A 16,596-nucleotide genomic window follows, 5' to 3' on the forward strand; every position below is an offset into this window, starting at 1 on the left:
ATATATGATTCCGTTGCAGAAGATGATAGTCATATGGTGTAAAAGAAACGAATTGACATAAAACTGTAATCAAGAGTATAATCGACCCATAACAAGAAAACAGGAATAAGGAATGAAGGAACAGAATATGAATTATTTGAATAGTAACAGCCAGCCGGTTTCTGCTGATTACGTTTTCCTCAATATCAGAAAACGTATTTTAAAGCTGGAATTAGAACCTGGAACAAGAATCAGTGAAAATCAAATGGCGGAAGAGTACGGGGTGTCAAGAACCATCATCCGCAATGCCTTTGCAAGGCTGAATCAGCTTGGGCTTCTTACGGTGTACCCCCAAAGAGGAACTTATGTAAGCTTGATCGATTTAAAATTAATCGGGGACTTATTGATTTTAAGGACTGCCGTGGAAAAAGAAGAACTTTATGAGCTCTTATCCCAGAGGGACGATGAGAAAATTAAAAAACTGGTAAAAGAATTGGAGGATAATCTGGAAAAACAGGAGGCTTATCGGAATATGGAGGGGTATGACCTGGAATTTCAAACACTGGATTCGGCATTTCACCGGGCCATTGCAGAAAGTGTGGAACGGTATAATCTTATAAAATTGCTGGAGGATTTAATGCTCCACATTACAAGATGGCGTAATTTCGATGTGGCACTTGGTAAAAGGATGCCCCATTTAATTGACGAGCACCGGAAAATCATTGAAGAGATCAAGGGCGGTGATTTTATAAAAGCCCAGCAGGCCATGGCAGATCATTTGGAAACCATATCTGAAATTAAAGCTAAGGCAAAGGAACGGTATCCTCAGTATTTCGTAAACATTTAATCCGGCTGGATCGTATGAAAGCAGCCGTTATTTGCTTTCAGGAAAAAGATTGACACAAATTAGACGATTTGAAAGGAGGAAGGCGAAGAACATCGCTTGAATTAGGATTCACAAAATAACGAATTAATATCATGTACTTAAAAAAGTTATTGACAAAATAGACAAAATTTGATAATCTATGCATGAAAAAGTGTATCTTGTGTCATTTTTAATTTTTATCCCCGACTTGTATACAAGGATACACTTTTTCAAATACCAACTTGTATACATGTATACATATATATTTTTTACTAATTATTGTTAAAAATTAAACAAAGAGAGGGAAAAACCATGTTCACATTAGGAGTTGACATAGGCTCTACCACCTCCAAAGCGGTCATTCTGAAAGATGGACAGGAGATTCTGGCTACTTCCCTGATTAAGGCCGGGACAGGAACCGACGGTCCGGGCAGGGCGATTGAGGCAGTACTTGCAGAAGGGAACTTAAGACCGGAAGAGATAGCATCTGTTTATGCTACCGGTTATGGAAGAAAGCTGCTAAAGAATGCCGATGGAGAGATGAGTGAACTGAGCTGCCACGCAAGGGGTGTCCATCATCTGCTCCCGGAAGTGCGGACTATCATCGACATTGGCGGACAAGATGCAAAAGTACTTTCTCTGGGGACAGACGGGCGCATGACAGAATTTTTGATGAATGACAAATGTGCGGCAGGAACCGGACGGTTTCTGGATGTCATGGCTGGAATCCTTCAGCTGAGGATTGAGGATTTAGAAAAGCAGGCGGCCCTGTCAAAGCAGATAGTCAAAATATCCAGTACCTGTACGGTGTTTGCTGAATCCGAGGTTATATCCCAGCTGGCAAACGGAGTTGAGATTCCGGATCTGGTTGCCGGCATCTGCCAGTCTGTAGCCAGCAGGGTAGCAGCTCTGGCGAAACGGGTCGGTGTGAAAGAAACCGTGTGTATGAGCGGGGGCGTTGCAAAAAATGGCGGGGTACGAAAAGCCATGGAGCAGGAGCTGGGTCTAAATATTACCTATTCACCAATGGCCCAGCTCATGGGTGCTTTAGGAGCGGCGCTTTACGCTTATGATAAATCATAAAAGGAGGAATTTTTCATGGGTGAAGGAGAAAAAAAACCAAAATTTGCCGTTGATCCCAATTCAGCTAAGTTTAAGCTGAACGAGATCGTGGCAAAGCATTACAAGGAGGTCCAGGAGGCAAAGGACAGGGGAGAAAAAATCGGCTGGTGCGCCAGCAATTTTCCTCAGGAAATTTTCCAGACCCTGGGCATCAAAGTGTGCTATCCCGAGAATCAGGCAGCGGCCATTGCGGCAAGAGGAGCCGGACAGAGGCTGTGTGAAATTTCGGAGGCCGAAGGTTATTCCAATGACATCTGTGCTTATGCAAGAATCAGTTTGGCACATATGATGGTGGGAGAAACTCCGGAGCAGAACATGCCTCTTCCGGACTTCGTACTTTGCTGCAACAATATCTGTAACTGCATGATCAAATGGTATGAGAACATTGCAAAAGAGCTTAATATTCCGCTGATTCTCATTGACATTCCATTTAATCCTGATTACGAGGTTTCAGATGCCCAGGTAGCATATGTAAAAAGCCAGTTCCTTGCGGCTATTGAACAGCTGGAGGAAATCACCGGTAAGAAATGGAGCGATGAAAAATTCAAGGAGATCATGGAAATCTCAAACAGGACTTCCAGAGCATGGCTGGAGGCTACAGCCTATACCAAATATACTCCTTCTCCTCTTAACGGTTTTGACCTGCTTAATCATATGGCGGTTGCCGTCTGTGCCAGAGGAACCGTGGAAGCGGCTGAAGCTTTTGAAACCCTGCTGGAGGAATATAAAAAGGCAGTGGAGGAGGGAACCAGTACCTTCCGTGCAGAAGAAAAATACAGGATTATGTTTGAAGGGATTGCCTGCTGGCCTCATTTAAGGACAACGGCTACCGGCCTTAAGTCCCGTGGAATCAACATGGTGGCAACCATTTATGCGGATGCCTTTGGATTTATTTACGATGACTTTGACGGTCTGATCCGTGCCTATTGCAACGTGCCTAATGCCATGAACTTAGAGCATGCCAGAGATAAGAGAGAGGCCATTGTAAAGAAGACCAATACAGAGGGGCTTCTGGTTCATACCAACCGTTCCTGTAAACTTTGGAGCGGCTTCATGTATGAGATGAGCCGCCAGATCGGAGAGGACTGTCAGATACCAGTCACCTCATTTGACGGTGATCAGGCAGACCCTCGGAACTTCTCAGAAGCCCAGTATGAAACAAGAGTTCAGGGGCTGACGGAAATCATGGAATCCAACAAAGGGGGGAAAGACTGATGGCAACTTTGAATGAATTATTAGAAAATTTTCATGATATTGCATGTTCACCAAAAAAACAGCTGAATGCTTATCTGGAGCAGGGAAAGAAGGTTGTGGCTTGTGTTCCTGTCTATACTCCGGAAGAATTGATCCACTCTATGGGGCTTGTTCCTATGGGAGCATGGGGAGCGGATATTGAGTTGAAAGAGTCTAAAAGATATTTCCCTGCGTTTATCTGTTCCATCATGCAGAGCATTCTGGAGCTGGGAATCAGGGGAGAATACAAAGGCATTTCTGCCATCGTGATTCCTTCTCTCTGTGACTCTTTAAAGTGTTTGGGACAGAACTGGAAATATGCGGTGAAAGACATTCCATTTATTCCAATGACTTATCCCCAGAATCGGAAACCGGAGTCAGGAAAAGAATTTACCAAAGCCTCCTACGAGCGTGTGATCAGAGACTTAGAGGCAGCAACCGGTGAAAAATTCAGTGAAGCTTCCCTGGCTAAGTCCAATGAGATTTACAATGAACATAATGCGGCAATGAGAAAGCTGGCAGAGGTTTTAGAACAGCATCCTTCCATCACAGCAGTCCAGAGAAGAGATATTTTTAAAAGTGCTCATTTCATGCGAAAGGAAGAACATACAGCACTGGTAAGCCAGCTGATAGAGGCTTTGTCACAGGTAGAGGAGAAGGAAAGCAAAATCAAGGTGATCACCACCGGAATCCTGGCCGACAGCGATGGTCTGCTTAAGATCTTTGACGAACATGGACTGCAGATTGCTGCAGATGATGTTGCCCATGAATCCAGACAGTATCGTACAGATGTCAACCTGGAATTGGAATCTTTGGAAGGACTTGCAGATAAGTTTTCCCGGATGGATCATTGTTCTGTCCTGTACGATCCGGAAAAGAAGAGAGCCGGTTATATCGTTGACCTGGCAAAGAAATACAAAGCAAAAGGTGTGGTCGTTCTTTTAACGAAATTCTGTGACCCCGAAGAATTTGATTATGTAATGGTGAAAAAAGCCTGTGCTGAGGCGGGAATTCCTATCATTCAGATAGAAGTAGACAGGCAGATGGTAAATTACGAGCAAGCAGGAACGATGATGGAAGCATTTATAGATATGCTTTAACAGGAGGAGAAGGATATGATCGATAAAAATAAAATGCCGGTAGCCGTGGGCGTTGCTTTCGTATGGTTTACAACACAGTTTGGCGGTGGGTTTGCATCAGGTGCCCAGCTGGTCCAGTATTTCGTTGCATTTGGTATTTGGGCGCTTATTACCCCGATTCTGGCTCAGGCGATCGGAGCGGTGTTCCAGTGGTATGGTCTCCGGTTTGCAAAGCTTCATGACGCTTATGATTACAGAACCTTTAACAATAAGTTTTACGGAAAATTCGCTCCAATTTTTTCCAACCTTTATGAGCTTGTATACATATTATTGCTGTGCCTGGCTCCCTCTGTTGCCTTTGCGACCGGAGGTTCCACCATGCAGTCCCTTACTGGAATCCCATATATGGCTTGTACCTTGATCATAGGTTTGTTTATCTTTTTTGTAACCATTTTCGGAACGGATTTTGTAAGAAAAGCGGCATCTACTTTGTCAGTCATTATCATAGCTGGTCTTTTGATCGTGTACATACCGAACATTATTGTCAGCTGGGGTGATATCGTAAGAAACATCAAGACTTTAGGAGCTAATCCTGCACCTGCTGGTCCGGCCCTCTGGAGCTGCTTTATATATGGTTCCTTCCAGCTGGCTTCCATCGGATTGTTATACCAGCATGCGGAATCATTTAAATCAGAAAAGGAAGCCGGAACCAGTATGATTTACGGATTTATCGTAAACTCCGGACTGATTATGCTTTCCACTTTAGGAATTATGGCAGTAGCGACTAATCCGGATTTATCCAAAGATCCTCTTCCGGTAATCACACTGATTAAAGGCGGAGTGGGAGCCGGCTTCATGAATCCTATGATTTCCATACTCATTATTTTAGGAGCGGTATCAACGGCGGTTAATATGATTGCCGGAGCAGTTCAGAGAGTTGTAGTTGCACTTGAAAAGCCGGAGGAAAGAAGAAATGACGGAAAGCCTTCAGCAAAAACCTTAATCTGCGCATTGTTATGTACCATTCTTGCATTTGCCATTGCCCAGTTTGGACTTCTTCCCCTGGTAAAAGTAGGATATGGATACCTGGGTTATGTAACCATTGTGGTGGTACTGGTTCCGTTCCTGATCCGAATGATCGGAGAAGCGATGGGAAAAGTCGAGAAATAACTTACAGAAATATGAGGCAGAGGTTAGCAGGAGAATGAATATGACAGGCCTTTTATCAGAAACAATCGGAGAACTGCTTCATAAAAGAGCTGTTCTTACGCCGAATGGAGCAGGAATCTGCTACCAGGATCGATGCTATTCCTGGAAAGAGGCGGATGAAATTTCGGATTTTTGGGCAGCTGACTTTATAAGAAGAGGAATTTCGCGCGGAAAACATGTCGCGTTGTGGGGGATTAACAGCCCGGAATGGATCATGGCGTATTTTGCTTTTATGAAGTCCGGGGCAATTGTGCTCCCGGTCAATACATGCTATAAGGAACAGGAATTGAACCGGGTATTAAAAGAAGGAGATGCAGACTATCTGTTCTATGGAAAGGGCTGCAACAATGCGGATTATAGACCGGTCATATCAAAAGCAGGGCTGGATTGTCCGGACACCTTCTTAAAGGGGATTGTTTCCCTGGACCATCTGTCTTGCTGTGGAATGGGGGAAAACAGGGAGGAAGAGAAACGGCTTTTAAAAGATATAGAACAGAACTTATCCTCAAAGGATACCGCAAATATACTTTTTACCTCTGGTACCTCCGGTGTTCCAAAAGGAGTGATGTTAAGCCACGAAAACATGGTCAACAATTCAGCCGAAATGGTGCGTTCCATGCATTGGAACGAAAGTGACCGCATGTGCTTATCCGTCCCCCTGTTTCACTGTTTTGGCATCACAGCGGGCATTTTGTCCGCTGTCCATGCCGGAGCGGCAATTTATATCAATCAGTATTATAAGTCCATTGGAGTTATGGAAAATATACAGAAAAATTCCTGCACCATTCTAAACGGTGTTCCCAGCATGTTCCTTGCTATGGTAAAGAACACCAGGAGAAAAGAATACGATCTAAGTTCCCTAAGAAGCGGAATTATTGCGGGTTCCGCCATTCACCCGTCAGATTATCTCCATATCTGTGAAGAGCTGAAGATGGAGCATTTGCAGCCTTCCTATGGGCAGACCGAGTCTTCCCCTGCAATTACCATAACCGGATATTCGGATCCGATCTGCCAAAAGGCCCTTACGGCAGGAAAAAAGATTCCTTATACGGAATTAAGAATCTGGGATGAAGGAAAAAAGAGGGTTGCTAAGACAGGAAGTGTGGGAGAAATCCAGTCCCGGGGATATCATATCATGAAGGGCTATTACAACAAAACGAATGAAGCAGAAGTCGCGTTGGATGAGGAGGGCTGGCTTTATACCGGGGACTGCGGTTATCTGGATGAACATGGCTATCTTTATATAACCGGACGAAAAAAAGAGATGATTATCCGGGGCGGTGAGAACATAGCGCCGGTGGAAATTGAAAACTGCATTCTGGAGCTTCCTGGAATCAAGGATGTGAAGGTAATAGGAGTTGATGCCCAGGTTCTTCAGGAAGAAATCGCTGCCTGTATTATCATGGAGTCTGGGGCAGAATTTTCAGAAGAAAGGGTTAAGGAACACGTCCGTCAGAACCTGGCGGATTATAAGGTTCCAAAATATGTTTATCGATTTGATTCATTTCCTTTTAACATCAGCGGAAAGGTTATGGTCCATGAGTTACGGCAGGAAGTCGAGAAACGGCTAGCGAAAAGAGGTTAAGGAGGAAACAACATGTATTTTACAAAACAGCATGAGCTTGTTCGGAAACTGGCGAGAGAGTTTGCAGAAAAAGAACTGACCAATGAGATCCTCGATGAGGTTGAGGAAAGCGGGACATTTCCGGAGGAAATCCTTTACAAAATGGGAAAGGCCGGATTTTTCGGCATTAAGACGCCAAAGGAATACGGAGGTTCAGGCGGTGATGCCCGCTGTTACGTGCTGGTAATGGAGGAAATGGCAAGAGTCAGCGGAGTTGCAAGCATTTATGTATCTTCCCCTAATTCCCTTTCCGGAGGCCCTCTGTTATTATCCGGTACAGAGGAACAAAAACGAAAATATCTTCCCTCATTGATCAGCGGTAAGAAAAAGCTTTGCTTTGCTTTAACGGAACCGGGAGCTGGTTCCGATGCAGGCGGTATGCAGTCTACTGCGGTAAAGGATGGGGATTTCTACATATTGAATGGAAGAAAGACCTTTATCACCATGGCCCCTCTTGCAGATTATGCAGTAGTCTACGCAAAGACGGATATGACAAAGGGAACAAAAGGAATCAGCGCATTTATCGTAGACATGAAAAACACTCCTGGAATTTCCTGTGGAAAGCCGGAACATAAAATGGGCGTTATCGGCTGTGCCACCAGCGACATCATTATGGATAATGCAAGGATTCCGGCAGAGAACCTTCTTGGTGAAGAGGGCATGGGCTTTATAAATGCCATGAAGACTCTGGATACCGGCCGTATGGGAGTGGCAGCCCAGTCCATCGGAGTTGCCCAGGGGGCTTTGGACGAGGCCATTAAATACGCAAAGGAACGGAAACAGTTCGGAAGACGGATTGGGGATTTCCAGGCAATCGCCTTTATGATCGCAGATATGGCGACTAAGCTGGAGGCAGCAAAGCAGCTGGTTTATAAGACTGCCTACTTAATGGATACCCATCAGCCTGCAAGCATGGAAGCTTCTATGGCAAAGTATTATGCTTCTGAAGTTTGCAACGAAATCGCTTCAAAATCCCTTCAGATCCATGGTGGTTACGGATTTATCAAAGATTACAAGATTGAGCGTATGTACAGGGATTGCCGTGTGTTTACCATATACGAAGGTACCTCACAAATCCAGCAGCTGGTAATTTCCGGAAAACTGCTTAAGAAATAATGACTACACGGAAGGAGTAATGAAAACGATGAAAATTTTGGTTTGTGTAAAACAGGTGCCGGATACCAATGAAGTAAAGATCGATCCGGTAAAGGGTACATTGATCCGTGACGGAGTTCCCAGCATTTTAAATCCAGATGATGCAAATGCCTTAGAAGAGGCATTGAAAATAAAAGATGAAAGGCCTGGAACAACGGTTTCCGTCATTACCATGGGACCGCCTCAGGCTGATGATATGTTAAGGGAATGCCTGGCAATGGGAGCGGATGAGGCTTATCTGCTAAGCGACAGGGCTTTTGGAGGAGCCGATACTTGTGCTACCTCCACGACCATTGCTGCCGGCATTGATAAAATCGGAGATTACGACATTATTTTCGCAGGACGCCAGGCCATTGACGGAGATACGGCCCAGGTTGGCCCTCAGGTAGCCTGGAGACTTGGTATTCCGGTTGTGACTTATGTTCAGGATGTTAAACTTTGCGAAGAAAAGGTGATCGTACAAAGGCAGATGGAAAACGGATATGAAATTCTGGAAGTTCAGATGCCCTGTCTTCTTACTGCGGTAAAAGAGCTGAATGAGCCTCGTTACATGAGCATAGGCGGTATCATGGATGCATATGCAAAAAAAGTTACCGTATGGAATCATGAGGATGTGGGACTGGATCCTAAAGACTGCGGTTTAAACGCTTCTCCTACCCAGGTTTTCCGTTCCTTTACTCCTGCTCCAAAGGGAAAAGGGGAGATGCTTGACGGAACAGTGACCGAAATGACAGAGCAGCTGACAGAAAAACTGAAAGAAAAGCATTATCTTTAAGACCCAGGAAAAGGAGGAAGGTTCATATGGCAGTAAATGTAATAAAAGAAAAATGCAGGGGCTGTTCGATCTGTGTAAAGAATTGCCCGTTTGAAGCAATTACAATGGAAAATAAACTGGCTGTTATCGGTACTGCCTGTACCGGCTGCGGTGTTTGTGTGGAAAAGTGCCCGTTTGATGCAATAGAAAAGTCAGAAGAGCCAAAGGATACGGTTGATTTATCGGAATACCGGGATGTATGGGTATTTGCGGAACAAAGAGAAGGAGCGCTCATGCCGGTCGTAAAAGAACTTCTGGGTGAAGGTCGGAAACTGGCAGATGAGATTGGATGCAGCCTTTGTTCTGTATTATGCGGAAACCATGTGGAAGGACTTGCAGATGAACTGTTTGAATATGGAGCGGATAAAGTTTATCTTGCGGATCATAAAGAACTGGAATCCTACCGCACCGACGCTTATACGGCTGTGATTCACGATGCGATCAAATCCCATAAGCCTGAAATTGTCCTTTTGGGAGCAACTCACATCGGCCGTGATTTAGGTCCATGTCTGGCTGTACGTTGCAATACGGGGCTGACTGCCGACTGCACCAAGCTGGAGATTGATGTAGAGGATAAGAAAATCAAGCAGACCCGTCCGGCCTTTGGCGGAAATTTAATGGCAACCATCGTTTGTCCAAACCACAGGCCTCAGATGTCTACCGTGCGTCCAGGAGTTATGGAAAAAGCCGAAAGGCAGGAAGGCCGGAAAGGACAGGTCATTCCTCTTTCTGTAAGCTTTGAAGAAGACGATATAAGAACCCGCATCCTTGAAGTGGTAAAGCAGGCAGGAGAGGCGGTATCCTTAACGGATGCGGAGATCATTGTATCCGGCGGTATGGGCCTTGGCGGAGCCGAAGGTTTTGAACTGTTAAAGAAACTGGCGGATAAGCTGGGCGGCGTCGTTGCAGCAAGCCGTGCAGCCGTTGATGCAGGCTGGATCGACCATTCCTATCAGGTGGGGCAGACCGGAACAACGGTACGTCCGAAGCTGTATTTTGCATGCGGTATTTCCGGAGCTATTCAGCATGTGGCAGGTATGCAGAACTCAGAGCAGATCATTGCAATCAATAAAAACCCGGCAGCTCCGATCTTTGAAGTGGCCGATTACGGCATCGTAGGGGATTTTAATCAGGTGATCCCTGCGCTTATAGAAGCATTGGACAAATAAAGGAGGGTATTAATATGGGAAAGAAACTGTTAGAAGGAATTAAAGTAGTGGAACTGGCAACCTTTATCGCAGCGGCTGGTGCAGGACGTTTCCTTGCTGACTGCGGAGCAGATGTCATTAAAATCGAATCTGCCAAGGGAGATCCGTTAAGACATACGGCTCCATCAGAGGGAAGGCCTTTGGATATGTATGAGAATACGACCTGGGACTTAGAAAATGGAAACAAGCGCTGCATCTCTCTTAATATGAAGGCACCCGAAGGCAAAGAAGCATTTTTTAAGCTTCTGGAGGATGCGGATGTTCTTATTACTAACTGGAGAGTCCAGGCTCTTGAACGGGCAGGGCTGGACTATGAAACATTAAAGGTGAAATTTCCAAAGCTGGTTTACGCCATGGTAACCGGTTATGGTGAATACGGCCCGGATAAAGACCTTCCTGGGTTTGATTTCACAGCGTTCTTTGCAAGAGGAGGCTATCTTCATTCCCTCCGTCAGAAAGGAACTGTTCCAATGAATGTGGTTCCCGGAGTTGGAGATCATAACGTGGCCATGAACCTTGCAGCAGGAATCCTTGCGGCATTATACCATGCAAAAGAAACCGGACAGGGTGAAAAAGTAGAGACAAGTCTGTTTGAGACGGCAGTCTATAACATGGGAATGATGATCCAGGCAGCTAATTATGACGGCCCGGCAAGAGAATATCCTATTAACATACGGGAGAGTGCCAACCCCTTTAATGCAGCATGGAGAACTAAGGATGATCGATTCATTCAGACCTGTATGCCTGATTATAACACCTACTATAAGCAGTTCATGAAAGCTCTGGGCAGAGATGATCTGGTGGAAAATGAGAATTACTTCCCAATCCAGAACCTTCAGACCAAAGGCTTAGGCACAGCGGTTTATGACATCTGCATGGAAGCAATGGAAAAGAAAACAGCCAAGGAATGGGTACCGATTTTAAAGGAACATGACATTGCTTTCAGCGTTGCCCAGTCCTGGGAAGAGATTCTGGAAGATGAGCAGGCGTGGGCTAACGATTGCTTCTATAAAATGCAGTACGACAATGGAAACGTACGCACACTGGTAAGACCGCCGGTCAAATTCCAGGAGATGGGCGTTCCTGAGTACAATGGCGGTCCTTTAATCGGAGAGCAGGGACCGGAAATCCTGGAAGATCTGGGGTATAGCAAAGAGGATATCAAGGAGTTTCAGGAGAAGGGCATCCTTTATGTGTGGAAGGATGAGAGGAAGAACTAGATTTGTCTTTGGATATTCCATTACTCTTTCCGGCTATCAAAAAAGCCGGCAGCAGACCGTTCTTAGTAAAACGATATATAATGAAGTTTGGCGTAGCTTAAAAAGCTACGCCATTTTTTCTTTTAGCGGTGGATTTGTTTTCAATTCACCTAATACAACGCCACCATCGGATAAGGCAGAAAAGACTTTATGTGCTAATATTTCATTCCGCAAGTGAGCATGGATTAGAATTTATCATCATCAGTATTAGTAAACAAATAAAAAAAGTGTCATGCTCATTTTGCATAATTATAGCTATTTTAACTTCTGCATGTTATATAAATAATGTTAAACGCATCGAACTTAATCTTCTTCAATGATTATCGCCTCACTTTCAACTGAGTTCACCCGAAGGCTTGAAACCTCCTTATACTGTGGTGAAGAAAGCCAAGCTAAAATTTGAGTTTTAGAGGCAAATTCTATAACAATTACACGGTCAGGTTTCCAAGAATCGGATAAAGCAGTTATTTGTTCGCTACGAACAATATATCTGCCGCCAAAACTTTCAGCAATAGGTTTCACTTTAACAATATATTCATCATATTGTTTGCGTTTGCTTAAATCTGATATTTTAGTATTAACAATAAAGTAAACGGACACCTTATTACCTCATTTCATTTATATTTGCATATATACTATTTTTAAATAATTGATTATGTATTAGATGATTTAAGTCAAGTGCATAGCAAACTTGTATATATATTTCGTCCATGTTCTTATTATTGGAACCTTTATAAATTTTTTTCACCATAGTATTAATCTGAACAAGATAATCCAAAGATTTTTTTATGTTTTCTTTTCCGCTTTTTTCATCGTAAATATCATCCCAAGAAGATAAGTATCTTTTGACACCGTTATGGCAAAGCAATCTTTTAAGTGTCTCAATTGAATCGTTTACGCTAATATAAATAGGTATATCCCCGATAACCGGTATCGCATCACCTGTAAATAATTCACCTTGTTCAATCCACAGAAAAGATAATGAACCAGCGGAATGTCCTTTTGAATCAAATACTTTAATGGTAATGCCATCTTCTAACTTTAAAACATTACTATCTTTTATCACCTTGTCAATAACGACGGATTTATTGAGGAGGGTATAAAAGTTAGGAATTGGACGCTCCGCAAATTGTTTATCAATGTTTTCGAACCACTCTTTTTCTGCTTCACATGCATAAACATTGCAGTTCGACAATTCTTTTATTTTGTATGCGCTTCCAATATGATCGGGGTGTGAGTGTGTCAGTAAAACACTTTTCACCTCACTGATATTTCTACCTATGCTTTTTAAATATTCTTGAATTGTTTTTTCAGTGCCAGCAACTCCTGTATCTATCAAATGTATATAATTGGACACAATTAAGTAAATATAAACAAAACGCTCTCTTCTTTAGTAACATTAAAATTTATTTTTATTCTGTGCAGTTTTTCATTAATTTGCATAGGTATAACCTCCTATTATAAAAATAATTTAGAAGCTCGCTATCAGAACAGTTCACTAAATGCTCGTATGTTATATATAGTATTATAACGCAAAAAAAATAGGCAGTTGTATCATTGTTCCGAATTTAACCTTATATGTTTCGAATACAATTTTTGGCCTGATGGCCAGGACAAGAGGGGGCGAATGTAAAAAGAGAGTCTCGTTTTGTAAGCAAGAGCCGGGACTATACCAGTGCGGTCACGACAACATTGTCGGCCCCAGATGATTTGGTGAATAATTAAGGATTATTTTACAATTCAGAACCTTTAGGCCAAAGAAAAATTAATCCGTCTTTGAATAAATAAAAGCAGAAAAGGGAGGGTGCACCTTTTCTGCTTTTATAAGATTCTTTGAGAATATCGTACAAGCTTTTTGCTGTGGGTCTGTATAAACCATTTTATCAGTAGTTTATGTCGGAAACCCATTTAATCCTGAAAATCAGGATGGTAGTAATAATGGCGGCCATGTAATTGGAGAACAGATTGCCCCAGAATACGGAATAAAAGCTTAGAAATTGCTCCGTTACCAATATAAATATGTACCGCAAGAGCCATACCCGCAGCAAGCTGATGAAGAGAGTGATCCGTGTCTTTCCCAGTCCGATAAAAGCCCCCTGCTGGACCATACAGATGCCAAATCCGATCACGGAATAGGTATAAATATGAAGCGCCTGGTTCGCCACGGCAAGGACAGAGGTGTCCCTGGTAAATAACACCGTAAGTTTAGAAGACAGAGGAACGACCAGGGCAATCAAAAGGGCAGCAGTGATTGCACTTATGACACAGCCCACCAAACAGGCCTTTTTTGCCTTTTCCGGCTGGTTTGCTCCCACGTTCATACTGACCATGGTAGTGACGGCGGAACCGAAGGATGAAGGCAGTATGAAGCATATTGAAGTAATGTTATTGGCAATTCCCTGCCCGTTTAAAACAACAGCCCCGTATTTTTCCACTTCATTGTTGATGAGGAAGAATCCCAGGTTTAGCATCAGGCTGGAAAGCATGGCAGGAAAGCCTATGCGCAAAAGGGTGTTGATGATGGTCCAGTCAAACCGGAAGCCTTTCAGGACAAAGCGCTCTCCTGTTTTCTTTAAAAATAATTCATAGTACATCCATCCGGTAATTAAAAAGTTAGATGCCAGGGAAGCCATGACGGAACCTACAAGACCCCAGTGAAAAACAACAATAAAGAGGGCACTGAAAATAATTTTTAAAATCAGCATGATCACCATTCGGACAAAAGTATCCTCCGGCTTGCCATTGGCATTCTTAATGGAATTATAAATAGATTCCATGAAGGAAAAAGGCGTCACACAGGCGCTCAATGCAAGATATACAAAGACATCGTGGGAAATCTCTTCATTTACATGGGCGGATATGGGAAAAGCGAGAGCAATTAGCAAAGGCGCCAGAATAAATCCCAGCAAAAAGGTAAAAACGATGATTTGAGTGGAAATCTTCCGGCTATGCTTAAAGTCGCCGTTTCCATTGGACTGCCCGATAATAGCCATTCCAGCAACACTCACTCCCTGAGCCAGGGCCGAGATCATATTTACAATGGGGGTGCAGTAAGTAACGGCACTTGCCGCCTGGGTTCCTACGAGATTGTTAAGAAACAGACCGTCGATGACCGGTATGGCGGATTGGATAAGACCCATCATGAGAGTGGGGACGGAAAGAAATAATATGGTCGCAGAAACGGGTCCGTTAAGAATTAAATCCCGCCTCTGCTCGGTGCTTTGTTTTAAAAAGTTTGATTGCATGGTCGATTCACCTGATTAGTAGATTTGCGGTAATGCTTTCGGACAGTACCGTACAAAATTAAAATATACACTTGGAAAAAAAGAAAGTCAAGTAAACTTTTGCTAGAGTAATTATTTTCTTACATTAAGGAAGAAATAGACTACGTAGATTTTAATCTGTGGCATACATATCCAAGATAATGAATAATTATAGAGTCTATGTCAAAACAAGTATATCGTTCTATATGATAATAGATTATTTGTTTCATAGAATGGAATGTCTTTTTTTTACAAAAGACGGAAAATAAGGTATAATATAAGGCAGATTATACTTAAGTAGATAAGCCTTAATTATACAAGAATCAGTGGGGGGGGGACCCGGCTTTTTCGTGTATCATATACCGTAGCGTAGGAGGGATTAAATGGGATTCGATCCAGGAATATTTATTGGTAAAAAGCTTACCAATAATGAAATGAGGGAGTTATTTAAATGTGGTAATATGGGGGGAATGCGTCGATCAAAAAAAACAGGGACATTAGTAATTATATCTGATGATACGAAAGGCTTATATCGTGATGCGTGGAAGAATGGTGTACTACATTATACGGGCATGGGTAAATTAGGTGATCAAATTTTAGAAGGCAATCAAAATAGCACATTATATTACTCTGATACAAATGGAATAGACGTACATTTGTTTGAAGTAATGGATAAATCTATTTATACATATCGTGGTATTGTTAAGCTGGCATATAAACCATATCAGTCGATGCAGCCTGATAATAATGGCAATTTGCGAAAGGTTTGGATATTTCCAGTTAAGCCAATCGTAGAAGAAACTGCAATTACAACAGAAGATGAAATAGTAAAATTATCAAATACGGAGCTGATTAGAAAGTCAGAATTGAGTCGGGCAGATAAGGGTCCACAAAAAGCCGAAACAATAATTTATTATCGTGATCCATATTTAAAAGAAATGGTTAAACGTATTGCTAGAGGACAATGTCAGTATTGTGAAGCTGAGGCTCCTTTTAAAGATAAAAACAATGAACCGTATCTAGAAGAACACCATGTGATAAGATTGGCAGATGGAGGATCGGATACAATCGATAATGTTGTTGCAATATGTCCTAATTGTCATAGAAGGATGCATGTGTTAAATGATGAGACAGATATGATTATATTGGAAGGTATTGCTGCACAAAATGTGGATCGCTTGAAGCGGCTGCTTTCATATGAGCGGGAAATTCTTAAATAGAAGTTTATGGAGCATAAAATGAAAACAATACAAGTGTCCGCCGCTATAATTATAAATGAAAATAAAATTTTAGCAACGCAAAGAGGCTACGGTGAATTCATAAATGGTTGGGAATTTCCTGGTGGAAAAATCGAAAAAAATGAATCAGCAGAACAGGCATTAATTCGTGAAATAAATGAAGAATTGGATGTGCTTATTAAAATCGGCTCTAAGTTAAAAACGGTTGAATATGATTATCCAGAGTTTCATCTTACAATGCATTGCTTCTTATGTGTAATAAAAGCAGGAACTCTAATATTAAAAGAGCATAAATCAGCAAAATGGTTACGCAAAGAAGAGTTGGATAAGGTGGAATGGTTACCGGCCGATAAAGGAGTGATTGAAGAATTAATAAATGTTAATTGTAACTTTGAATCGCTCGTAATAAAAATATAGAAAAATACATTGAAGCTTTTTGTGTATTTCTGAAGTTCGGAAGCTTCCGACAACCTGCAGGCTCGGACGGCTGAAAACCTCGGCATCAGTCTGGTTTGGCTAGTTGCGTCAAGTACTCTAGGCGTTACTAC

Annotated in this window: 15 protein-coding genes; 12 read left to right on the forward strand and 3 right to left on the reverse strand. The window is 42.6% G+C overall.

Going from position 1 to position 16,596, the window contains the following annotated elements; translation table 11 throughout:
- Positions 1-127: 127 nt before the first annotated feature.
- The 10 genes from ACHZES_RS21050 (at position 128) to ACHZES_RS21095 (ending at position 11,508) form a co-directional block, all read left to right on the forward strand.
- Positions 128-826 carry a GntR family transcriptional regulator gene (locus tag ACHZES_RS21050; protein WP_038277440.1) on the forward strand — a complete coding sequence of 233 codons (699 nt, stop codon included), beginning with the start codon at positions 128-130 and terminating at the stop codon, positions 824-826.
- A 330-nt stretch (positions 827-1,156) separates the two neighbouring features.
- Positions 1,157-1,927: an acyl-CoA dehydratase activase gene (locus tag ACHZES_RS21055; protein ID WP_038277387.1), complete on the forward strand. Its 771-nt coding sequence runs from the start codon at positions 1,157-1,159 to the stop codon at positions 1,925-1,927.
- 15 nt (positions 1,928-1,942) lie between these two features.
- A complete protein-coding gene (locus ACHZES_RS21060) occupies positions 1,943-3,181 on the forward strand; it encodes a 2-hydroxyacyl-CoA dehydratase subunit D (RefSeq protein ID WP_038277388.1) in 1,239 nt (412 codons plus the stop codon).
- Positions 3,181-4,299, forward strand: coding sequence for a 2-hydroxyacyl-CoA dehydratase subunit D (locus ACHZES_RS21065; protein ID WP_051834975.1), 1,119 nt, complete (start codon positions 3,181-3,183; stop codon positions 4,297-4,299). Before ACHZES_RS21060 ends, ACHZES_RS21065 begins: the two co-directional genes overlap by 1 nt.
- A gap of 15 nt (positions 4,300-4,314) precedes the next feature.
- Positions 4,315-5,448 (forward strand): membrane protein, encoded by a 1,134-nt coding sequence (locus tag ACHZES_RS21070; RefSeq protein ID WP_038277389.1) that lies wholly within the window; start codon positions 4,315-4,317, stop codon positions 5,446-5,448.
- A 40-nt stretch (positions 5,449-5,488) separates the two neighbouring features.
- A complete protein-coding gene (locus ACHZES_RS21075; protein ID WP_395546531.1) occupies positions 5,489-7,072 on the forward strand; it encodes an AMP-binding protein in 1,584 nt (527 codons plus the stop codon).
- 12 nt (positions 7,073-7,084) lie between these two features.
- On the forward strand, positions 7,085-8,227 hold the full coding sequence (locus ACHZES_RS21080; protein ID WP_038277391.1) for an acyl-CoA dehydrogenase family protein: 1,143 nt from the start codon (positions 7,085-7,087) through the stop codon (positions 8,225-8,227).
- Positions 8,228-8,255: 28 nt separating this feature from the next.
- Complete coding sequence (etfB, locus tag ACHZES_RS21085) at positions 8,256-9,041, forward strand: electron transfer flavoprotein subunit beta (RefSeq protein ID WP_038277392.1); 786 nt, start codon at positions 8,256-8,258, stop codon at positions 9,039-9,041.
- 26 nt (positions 9,042-9,067) lie between these two features.
- A complete protein-coding gene (locus tag ACHZES_RS21090) occupies positions 9,068-10,249 on the forward strand; it encodes an electron transfer flavoprotein subunit alpha (protein ID WP_154523530.1) in 1,182 nt (393 codons plus the stop codon).
- A gap of 14 nt (positions 10,250-10,263) precedes the next feature.
- Positions 10,264-11,508 carry a CaiB/BaiF CoA-transferase family protein gene (locus ACHZES_RS21095; RefSeq protein WP_154523533.1) on the forward strand — a complete coding sequence of 415 codons (1,245 nt, stop codon included), beginning with the start codon at positions 10,264-10,266 and terminating at the stop codon, positions 11,506-11,508.
- Positions 11,509-11,850: 342 nt separating this feature from the next.
- Here ACHZES_RS21095 and ACHZES_RS21100 read toward each other — a convergent pair whose 3' ends face one another.
- The 3 genes from ACHZES_RS21100 to ACHZES_RS21110 all read right to left on the reverse strand — a co-directional run bounded on the left by ACHZES_RS21100 (position 11,851) and on the right by ACHZES_RS21110 (position 14,792).
- Entirely contained in the window at positions 11,851-12,147 is a 297-nt protein-coding gene (locus ACHZES_RS21100) for a DUF1330 domain-containing protein (protein ID WP_395546533.1), read from the reverse strand.
- Positions 12,148-12,151: 4 nt separating this feature from the next.
- Positions 12,152-12,886 (reverse strand): MBL fold metallo-hydrolase, encoded by a 735-nt coding sequence (locus tag ACHZES_RS21105; protein WP_404820266.1) that lies wholly within the window; start codon positions 12,884-12,886, stop codon positions 12,152-12,154.
- 544 nt (positions 12,887-13,430) lie between these two features.
- Positions 13,431-14,792, reverse strand: a complete 1,362-nt coding sequence (locus tag ACHZES_RS21110) for an MATE family efflux transporter (protein WP_395546535.1) — start codon at positions 14,790-14,792, stop codon at positions 13,431-13,433.
- 401 nt (positions 14,793-15,193) lie between these two features.
- On the opposite strand from ACHZES_RS21110, the gene ACHZES_RS21115 reads away from it, so the two are divergent.
- Together ACHZES_RS21115 and mutT are read left to right on the forward strand one after the other, a co-directional pair.
- A complete protein-coding gene (locus ACHZES_RS21115) occupies positions 15,194-16,030 on the forward strand; it encodes an HNH endonuclease (RefSeq protein ID WP_395546536.1) in 837 nt (278 codons plus the stop codon).
- An 18-nt stretch (positions 16,031-16,048) separates the two neighbouring features.
- On the forward strand, positions 16,049-16,465 hold the full coding sequence (gene mutT, locus ACHZES_RS21120) for an 8-oxo-dGTP diphosphatase MutT (RefSeq protein ID WP_395546537.1): 417 nt from the start codon (positions 16,049-16,051) through the stop codon (positions 16,463-16,465).
- Positions 16,466-16,596: the final 131 nt, after the last annotated feature.

The organism is Lacrimispora sanguinis, assembly GCF_044987295.1.
GTDB classification, from domain to species: Bacteria; Bacillota; Clostridia; order Lachnospirales; family Lachnospiraceae; genus Lacrimispora; species Lacrimispora celerecrescens_B.

What these genes read in the sequence shown, in the direction of transcription:
- ACHZES_RS21115 (WP_395546536.1), top strand. Translation starts at nt 15,194, where the DNA reads ATGGGATTCGATCCAGGAATATTTATTGGTAAAAAGCTTACCAATAAT.
- ACHZES_RS21055 (WP_038277387.1), top strand. Translation starts at nt 1,157, where the DNA reads ATGTTCACATTAGGAGTTGACATAGGCTCTACCACCTCCAAAGCGGTC.
- ACHZES_RS21050 (WP_038277440.1), top strand. Translation starts at nt 128, where the DNA reads ATGAATTATTTGAATAGTAACAGCCAGCCGGTTTCTGCTGATTACGTT.
- ACHZES_RS21095 (WP_154523533.1), top strand. Translation starts at nt 10,264, where the DNA reads ATGGGAAAGAAACTGTTAGAAGGAATTAAAGTAGTGGAACTGGCAACC.
- ACHZES_RS21070 (WP_038277389.1), top strand. Translation starts at nt 4,315, where the DNA reads ATGATCGATAAAAATAAAATGCCGGTAGCCGTGGGCGTTGCTTTCGTA.
- ACHZES_RS21060 (WP_038277388.1), top strand. Translation starts at nt 1,943, where the DNA reads ATGGGTGAAGGAGAAAAAAAACCAAAATTTGCCGTTGATCCCAATTCA.
- ACHZES_RS21065 (WP_051834975.1), top strand. Translation starts at nt 3,181, where the DNA reads ATGGCAACTTTGAATGAATTATTAGAAAATTTTCATGATATTGCATGT.
- etfB (WP_038277392.1), top strand. Translation starts at nt 8,256, where the DNA reads ATGAAAATTTTGGTTTGTGTAAAACAGGTGCCGGATACCAATGAAGTA.
- ACHZES_RS21075 (WP_395546531.1), top strand. Translation starts at nt 5,489, where the DNA reads ATGACAGGCCTTTTATCAGAAACAATCGGAGAACTGCTTCATAAAAGA.
- ACHZES_RS21110 (WP_395546535.1), bottom strand. Translation starts at nt 14,792, where the DNA reads ATGCAATCAAACTTTTTAAAACAAAGCACCGAGCAGAGGCGGGATTTA.
- ACHZES_RS21090 (WP_154523530.1), top strand. Translation starts at nt 9,068, where the DNA reads ATGGCAGTAAATGTAATAAAAGAAAAATGCAGGGGCTGTTCGATCTGT.
- mutT (WP_395546537.1), top strand. Translation starts at nt 16,049, where the DNA reads ATGAAAACAATACAAGTGTCCGCCGCTATAATTATAAATGAAAATAAA.
- ACHZES_RS21080 (WP_038277391.1), top strand. Translation starts at nt 7,085, where the DNA reads ATGTATTTTACAAAACAGCATGAGCTTGTTCGGAAACTGGCGAGAGAG.